The organism is Kitasatospora sp. NPDC088346 (assembly GCF_044740765.1).
Lineage (GTDB): Bacteria > Actinomycetota > Actinomycetes > Streptomycetales > Streptomycetaceae > Kitasatospora.
In genome coordinates this window covers 1-6,432 of record NZ_JBIURH010000119.1, presented here as the reverse complement: position 1 = coordinate 6,432, position 6,432 = coordinate 1, and the positions used below count along the sequence as shown (strand labels likewise).

7 protein-coding genes, 1 tRNA gene and 1 pseudogene are annotated in these 6,432 nt (G+C 73.9%); 4 read left to right on the top strand and 5 right to left on the bottom strand.

Translation table 11 applies throughout. From position 1 onward, the window contains the following. Window positions 1-130: transposase (locus ACIOFR_RS41645; protein ID WP_401005969.1), on the top strand; the 130-nt coding region annotated here is incomplete at its 5' end. A gap of 101 nt (window positions 131-231) precedes the next feature. On the opposite strand, the pseudogene ACIOFR_RS41640 reads toward ACIOFR_RS41645, so the two are convergent. Together ACIOFR_RS41640 and ACIOFR_RS41635 are read right to left on the bottom strand one after the other, a co-directional pair. Beyond that, window positions 232-348: pseudogene (locus ACIOFR_RS41640) on the bottom strand (thiamine-binding protein); the annotation flags it as partial. A 76-nt stretch (window positions 349-424) separates the two neighbouring features. Beyond that, on the bottom strand, window positions 425-1,366 hold the full coding sequence (locus tag ACIOFR_RS41635; protein WP_401005967.1) for a LysR family transcriptional regulator: 942 nt from the start codon (window positions 1,364-1,366) through the stop codon (window positions 425-427). 88 nt (window positions 1,367-1,454) lie between these two features. Here ACIOFR_RS41635 and ACIOFR_RS41630 point away from each other — a divergent pair, with 88 nt between their 5' ends. Then, window positions 1,455-2,426 (top strand): cyclase family protein, encoded by a 972-nt coding sequence (locus ACIOFR_RS41630; RefSeq protein WP_401005965.1) that lies wholly within the window; start codon window positions 1,455-1,457, stop codon window positions 2,424-2,426. Then, window positions 2,423-2,725, top strand: coding sequence for a hypothetical protein (locus ACIOFR_RS41625; RefSeq protein WP_401005963.1), 303 nt, complete (start codon window positions 2,423-2,425; stop codon window positions 2,723-2,725). The genes ACIOFR_RS41630 and ACIOFR_RS41625 overlap by 4 nt, the downstream gene beginning before the upstream one ends. Before the next feature lie 37 nt (window positions 2,726-2,762). Here the strand turns inward: ACIOFR_RS41625 and ACIOFR_RS41620 are convergent, their stop codons facing one another. Then, window positions 2,763-3,566: a hypothetical protein gene (locus ACIOFR_RS41620; RefSeq protein ID WP_401005961.1), complete on the bottom strand. Its 804-nt coding sequence runs from the start codon at window positions 3,564-3,566 to the stop codon at window positions 2,763-2,765. Between the two features lie 282 nt (window positions 3,567-3,848). Beyond that, a tRNA-Val gene (locus ACIOFR_RS41615) sits at window positions 3,849-3,948 on the bottom strand. A 274-nt stretch (window positions 3,949-4,222) separates the two neighbouring features. Between ACIOFR_RS41615 and ACIOFR_RS41610 the strand changes: the two genes are divergently transcribed. Next, the gene (locus ACIOFR_RS41610) at window positions 4,223-5,245 is read left to right on the top strand and encodes a hypothetical protein (RefSeq protein WP_401005959.1); all 1,023 of its coding nucleotides are present in this window, start codon (window positions 4,223-4,225) and stop codon (window positions 5,243-5,245) included. Between the two features lie 95 nt (window positions 5,246-5,340). Here ACIOFR_RS41610 and ACIOFR_RS41605 read toward each other — a convergent pair whose 3' ends face one another. Further along, the gene (locus ACIOFR_RS41605) at window positions 5,341-6,237 is read right to left on the bottom strand and encodes an SDR family NAD(P)-dependent oxidoreductase (protein WP_401005957.1); all 897 of its coding nucleotides are present in this window, start codon (window positions 6,235-6,237) and stop codon (window positions 5,341-5,343) included. Between the last annotated feature and the right edge of the window lie 195 nt (window positions 6,238-6,432).

The following is a 6,432-nucleotide window of genomic DNA, read 5'->3' as shown; positions in this document are numbered from 1 at the left end:
CACCAGCCGGATCAACCGGATCGGCACGGGGCCAGTGCTCTGGTCACCCTCGTACTTCGCCGGGTCCTGCGGCGGCGCACCACTGAGCATCGTCAAGGAATACATCCAGAACCAGAAACGACCCACCTGACCGCCACCCCACGCGCAGAGACCCACCGCGCCCCACACCTCCGGACCAGAGATCGCATCCCCACCCGGCCCGAAGGCCGGGATTCCCTGCGACAGTCAAGAGATGGCGTCCGTCCGGTTCGGCAGGCCGCTCGCCCGCACCACCCGCACGGCGGCCGCGACCGCCTCCCCGACGTCCTCACCGATCCCCAGCGGCGTCACCGAAAACGCGACGATCATCCCGGTCTTCCCTCCTGTGATCCGACGTCAACCCGGCCCACCCTACGGGCGCGTCCCGCCGCCGGCGCGCGATCGCTCACCCCCGGGCCGGTGGTGGGCCGAACTCCGCCGCCACCTCGCCCAGGGCGTCCACGACCGCCGCGACCACCGGCTCGGGACCGGCCTTCCCGACCCGGTGGACCACCGACACCACGCGGTGCCCGACCCCGGGCAGGGCCGCGACGGCGACCCGTCCGGGCGGGGCGTCCGCCAGCGCCAGCAGGGGGACCACCGCCGCACCGAGACCCGCCTCGACCAGGGCGAGCACGGCGGGGAACTCCATGCAGACATGGGCGCGGCGCGGGGTCAGCCCGTGCTCGGTGGCCAGCCGGGCCAGTGCCTGTCCGCAGGCCGAGCCGGGCGGCGCGGCGATCCACGGGACACCGGCGAGGTCGGCGACCGTCCGGATCCGGGCGGCCCAGCCCGGCGGCACCACGATGCGGTACTCGTCCTCCAGGACGGTCCGCACGGCCAGCCCATCCGGCCCGCCGCGCCCGGCGGCCGGGACGGCGGACACCACCGCCGCGTCCTGCTCCGCGATCACCGCGTCGACCGCGCCGGTGCGCAGTTCGCGCAGCGCCGCCGGACCCTCGGTGTCGACCACGCTCAGCCCGATCTCGGGCTGCTCGGCCGCGATCCGGGCGATGGCGGGGACCACCAGGTGACGCACGGCGGTCGGGAACGCGGCGACCACCACCTGCCCCACCACCCGCCCCGAGAGCGCGGCCAGCTCACGGCGCGCCTCCACCAGCTCGCTCTCGATCCGCTCCGCGCGGGCCACCAACAGCCGCCCCGCCGCCGTGAGTTCGACCCGGCGGTGGGTACGGTCGAGGAGCCTGACGCCGGTCTCGCGCTCCAGCTGGGCGATCTGCTGGGAGACCGCCGAGGGGGTGAGCCGCAGCAGCTTCGCCCCCTCCATCACCCCGCCGCGTTTGGCGACGGCGAGCAGGACCCGGAGCCTGCGGGGGTCGATCTCCATCCGCGTCACCCTTCGATTCACCCGCACTGTCGTGTTGCTTAAGAAAGTATTGCTTGAACTTCAGCGGGCCTTCATCGAGGGTGGAGCCATGACCTCCCCTCACACCCCCTCGCAGCAGTCCGGCCCCGCCTCCGACCTGCGGGTGCAGTTCGACGCGGACGTCACGTTCCGCAACGGCGGCGCGCTCCAGGTCCAGGGCTTCCGGCTGGACACGGACAGCCGCGACGTCGACGAGGCGGCGCTGTCCGCCCGCTTCGTCCGCGAGCTCGGGCTGCTGATGGTCGACCGGGTGGCGATCCACCGGGCCACCGTCGTCCAGGAGCAGCACAAGGCGCCACGGGCCGCGGCCGACGGCGGCACGGCGGCCGGGCGGGGACTGGTGGAACTGAGCCACCCGATCCACGACGGCATGGTCACCTACCCGGGGCTGCCGGGGCCGGAACTGAGCGACCACCTGTCCCGCGAGGCGTCCCACGACCACTACGCCGAGGGCACCGAGTTCCAGATCGGCCGGATCAGCATGGTCGCCAACACCGGCACCTACCTCGACACGCCGTTCCACCGCTTCGAGGACGGGCCCGACCTGGCCGGCATCGGCCTGGAGCGGCTGGTCGACCTGGACGGCGTGGTCGTCCGGGTCGGCCACCGGGGCGTCGACCCGGCCGACCCCGCCCGGGCGATCGGCCCGCTGCTCTTCGCACCGTACGAGGTCACCGGCCGCGCCGTCCTGGTCCACACCGGCTGGGACCGGCACTGGGGCACCGAGCAGTACGGCAGCGGGCACCCCTACCTGACCCCGGAGGCCGTCGACTGGCTGGTGGCCCAGCGGCCCGCACTGGTCGGCATCGACTCGCTCAACATCGACGACACCGCCGACGGCACCCGCCCCGCCCACACCCGCCTGCTCGCCGCCGGCATCCCCGTCGTCGAGCACCTGCGCGGGCTGGAGCAGCTGCCCGCCGACGGGTTCCGCTTCCACGCCGCTCCGCCGCGGGTGGCGGGCATGGGCACGTTCCCGGTCCGGGCCTTCGCCGTGACGGGCACGGACGGGCCCCGGTGAGCCTGGCCGTCGCCGTCATCGGGTGGGCCGCGGCGGGAGCGCTGCTCGCGGCCTACGCCCTGGTCTCGGCCGGCCGCCTGTCCGGATCCGGCCGCGCGTTCCAGCTGCTCAACCTGGCCGGCGCGGCGGGTCTGACCTTCAACTCGGCCGCCCACCGGGCCTGGCCGTCGGTCGCCCTCAACGCGGTCTGGATCCTCATCGGCCTGGCCGCCCTCGCCGGGCTCACCGCCGGCCGCGCGGAACGTGCGACGCATCGGACGCACACCGCCGCGCCGGAGCGCGGTACGACCGCGCCGTGAGGCCTCCCGGCAGGAGGGCGGCCGGTGAGACCGGAGGTCAGGCCGGCGTCCCGCTGCGGCGCAGGGTGCGGGTCAGCAGCACGCCGCCGGCGATGAGCGCGATGCCGAGCCAGGCGGGCCCGGCGTCGGCGATCAGGACGACGATCCCGACCGGCAGGAGGTAGCCGGTGAGCGGCACGAACAGCGCGCCGACCGTGGGCACCTCGGCGGGCTCGCCGCCGGCCCGGGCCGCCCTGGCCCGCACCACGTCCGGATACCACTCGGTGAAGCGCAGCGCGAGGATGATCGCGCCGATCTGGATGATCCAGCCGGTCCACAGGTTGTTCGCGTTGTGCAGCACCAGGTCGCCGTAGAGGCCGGCGAGCGCCGCGACGAGGAAGGCCAGGCCCCACGCTCCGGTGAGGAGGTAGTTGGTGCGGACGAACTCCTTCGAGTGCCAGTGGGCGCGGGGCACACGCTCGCGGGCGTACTGGAGGGTGAAGGGCATCCGCACCGCCATCGAGCCGAAGGCGATCAGGACCAGCGCGAGGTTGGAGATCTCACCGGCGTACGTCTCCAGCCAGGTGAGCGTTGCCTCGGAGACGAGTGCGCCGATCACGGCGAGCGCGGCGAAGAAGACCACGTCGGCGATCTCCAGGATCTTCCAGGAGCTGCCCGGGGCGCGGATCCGGCCGGCGACGACCAGCAGGACGGTGATGGCGAGGGCCGCGCCGACCGCGATCTCGAACCGGCCCGGGCCGACCAGCACCGAGAATACGATCCAGGGGGCCATTCCGAGGATCGGGCTGTCGAGGAATCCGGCGGCGCTGTGGCGCTCGCGTGCGTCGGTGGCGGTGTTCACGTGACTCCCTCCGGACCGGCTCCCCCGATATCCAGGATCGGCCCGTCCGTCGGGTTGTCGCCACCGAGGGCGGAACGCACGGTCCGACAGCGCGCGGCGGAACGCACGGCACGGCACCGGGCGGCGGAACGCACGGCTCGGCACCGGGCGGGATCCGGCTGAGGTGCGGCCGCCGACCGGCGTCTCCCGTCCGGCGCCCTCCGACCGGCGCTTCGCGGGTGAACCCAGCGGGTCGGCGGTCACGGCCGGTGACTCCCGCAGACCGCGGCCGGACCCCACTGGTGGCGGAGAGGGCAGGATTCGAACCTGCGTGGGCACCCGTAGGCACCCGAGCCGGACCCGTGGGCCCAGGTCCCCGATCAACCACTCCGGGCACCTCTCCGTGCTCCCGTCCCCGGGCTTCCCCGGCGCCGTTCACGAGCACCACGATGCCCGACACCACTGACCCCGGCCTGACAGCGACCTGACGTCTCATCAGATGGCGAGCCCGGCACCGTGGGACCGTGTTCCCACGCACGGTTCCCGGAAGAGTGGAATTTGTCGGAATACCGTGGCATGCGCCCCCGGAATCCGTACATTCGTTTCCAGCAACAGTGGTTGACGGTCCGACGGGAGCGACTGTGGGAAACGGAAGCACATTTGGCACGGACAGCGGCGTGGGATCGACGATCGCACTGCTGGAGGTGAAGCTGCCCGTCGTACGGGAGCTGCGCCGCCGGCTGGAGGACGAACTCGCGGCCGTCATCGCCCAGGAGAGCGCGATGGTCGGCGTGCTGGAGGGCCTGGCGGCCCTCGCCGGAGAACCGATCGACGGACAGCAGGACGACGCGGCGGCGGCGCAGGCCGTGGCACCCGGCGCGGCGGCAGCGGCCACCGGCGCAGCCGTACCGGCCGCGGAGCCGTCGGCGGCGGAGCCTGCGCCGGCCGACCCCACGGCGGGCGATCCGACAGTGGGCGATGCGAAGGCGGGTGATCCGACGGACGGGGCCGCGGCCGACGCCTCGGAGCCCGTGCCCACCGAGCCCGAATCTGCGAAGGCTTCGCCCGCGAAGCCGGCCCGCACGCGCACGGCCGCGGCGAAGAAGACGACGGCCGAGAAGACGACGGCCGAGAAGGCGACGGCGGAGAAGCCGCCGACCAAGAGGACGGCGGCGGCTGGGAAGGCCACGGCGAAGAAGGCCGCAACGAAGGCGACCCCCAAGCGGGCGACGGCCGGGAAGGCCGGGACGAAGGCCGCCCCGGCCACCGTGCCCGCCCCCGCCCCCGCACCGGCCGCCGAGCAGGAGGAGCAGCAGGAGCAGGCCGCCGCGGCGAAGGTCTCGACCCTGCCCGCCCAGCGGAAGGCCACCGCGCGCGGCACCGCCGCCGGTGGCGCGAAGAAGCCGGCCGCACGGAAGGCAGCGCCTGCGAAGAAGGCGACCCCCGCCAAGGAGGAGGCAGCAGCAGCCGCGGCCGCTGCCGAGCCGGCCGGCCGCCGACGGCTGACCGACGCGGGGAGCATCCTCGCCGTGCTGACCCAGGCGACCGGTCCGCTGCGGGCCCGCGACGTCACGACCCTGCTGGGTCTGGACGCCGCCGACGCGAACGTGAACGCCATTCGCACCAGGCTGGAGCGCCTCGCCAAGTCCGGTCAGGCGCAGCGGCCGGGGCGCGGCCTGTACACGGCGGCGGCCGGCTGAGGCAGCCCGGGGCCCGGCCGTGCCGCCCGCCGGCACGGCCGCCCCGCGCGCGGCGACCAGCGCGAAGTCGGCTCCGTTTCAACGTGGTTGGGGAGTCACCTCGATGGGACGACCGCGCCGCCGGCCAGCGGCGCGAGCCGGCGGCTGTGCCGGAGGACGTCGTCGACGACCCCGGGCGCCGTGGCGCTGCGGGGCACCGGAACGGGCAGTGCCCGGGGACCGATGAGCAGGCCCGTCCGCCCGTCGAGGGACGCGTCGGTGGCGGCGAAGACGGACGGGCGGGCCGCGACGGACGCGGGGCCCGCGGTGGAGCGTTCGAAGGCCCGGCGGACCAGCGGCCAGAGCAGGCGCAGCCCGGGAGAGACGATCTTCGGCGAGGTCATGGTGCCGTCGGTCATGTCGGTGGCGGCACCGCCGGGGTCGGCGGCGAAGACGGTGATGCCGGTGCCGCGCAGGCGTTCCGCGAGGTCCACGGTGTAGGCGAGATTGGCCAGTTTGGCCCGGCCGTACCAGTGGAAGCCGTAGTAGCCGCCCGGCGGTTCGACGTTGTCGAAGGTGCGCTTGGCCACCTTGACCGCACCCGAGCTGACGTTGACGATCCTGCTGGGCGCGGCGGCCCCGAGCCGGTCGAGCAGGAGCTCGGTCAGCAGGTACGGCGAGAGGTGGTTGACGGCGAACGACGCCTCGATCCCGTCGACCGTCCGCTCCCGCTCCGCGAACATCGCGCCGACGTTGTTCACCAGGACCTTCAGCGGCCCGTCCGCCGCCAGCCGCGCGGCGAGCGCCCGTACCTCGTCGAGCGACGCGAGGTCGGCGGCCATGAAGCGCGGGGGCGCTCCGGTGGCGACCTCGGCGATCCGCTCGACGGCGCGGGCGCCCCGCTCGGCACTGCGGCCGACCACGGTGACGTCGAGCCCGCGCGCCGCCAGTTCCTTCGCGGTTTCGAGGCCGATTCCCCCGGTCCCCGCCGTCACCACTGCCCTCTGAGACACAGCTCCGCCCTCCACGCTTCACGTATACGGATAGCTATCCGTTTCAATGAGGGCACGCTAGCACAAGCGGATGACTATCCGTTTAGGGATGACTATCCGTTTAGGGCGTCCGCCAGTAGGTCATCGGATGCGTGGAGTCCGGGGTCTGGTGTTCCAGCGGTAGAGGGTCCGGGCGCGTCGGATCAGGCAGCGGAT

What these genes read in the sequence shown, in the direction of transcription:
- ACIOFR_RS41630 (WP_401005965.1), top strand. Translation starts at nt 1,455, where the DNA reads ATGACCTCCCCTCACACCCCCTCGCAGCAGTCCGGCCCCGCCTCCGAC.
- ACIOFR_RS41635 (WP_401005967.1), bottom strand. Translation starts at nt 1,366, where the DNA reads ATGGAGATCGACCCCCGCAGGCTCCGGGTCCTGCTCGCCGTCGCCAAA.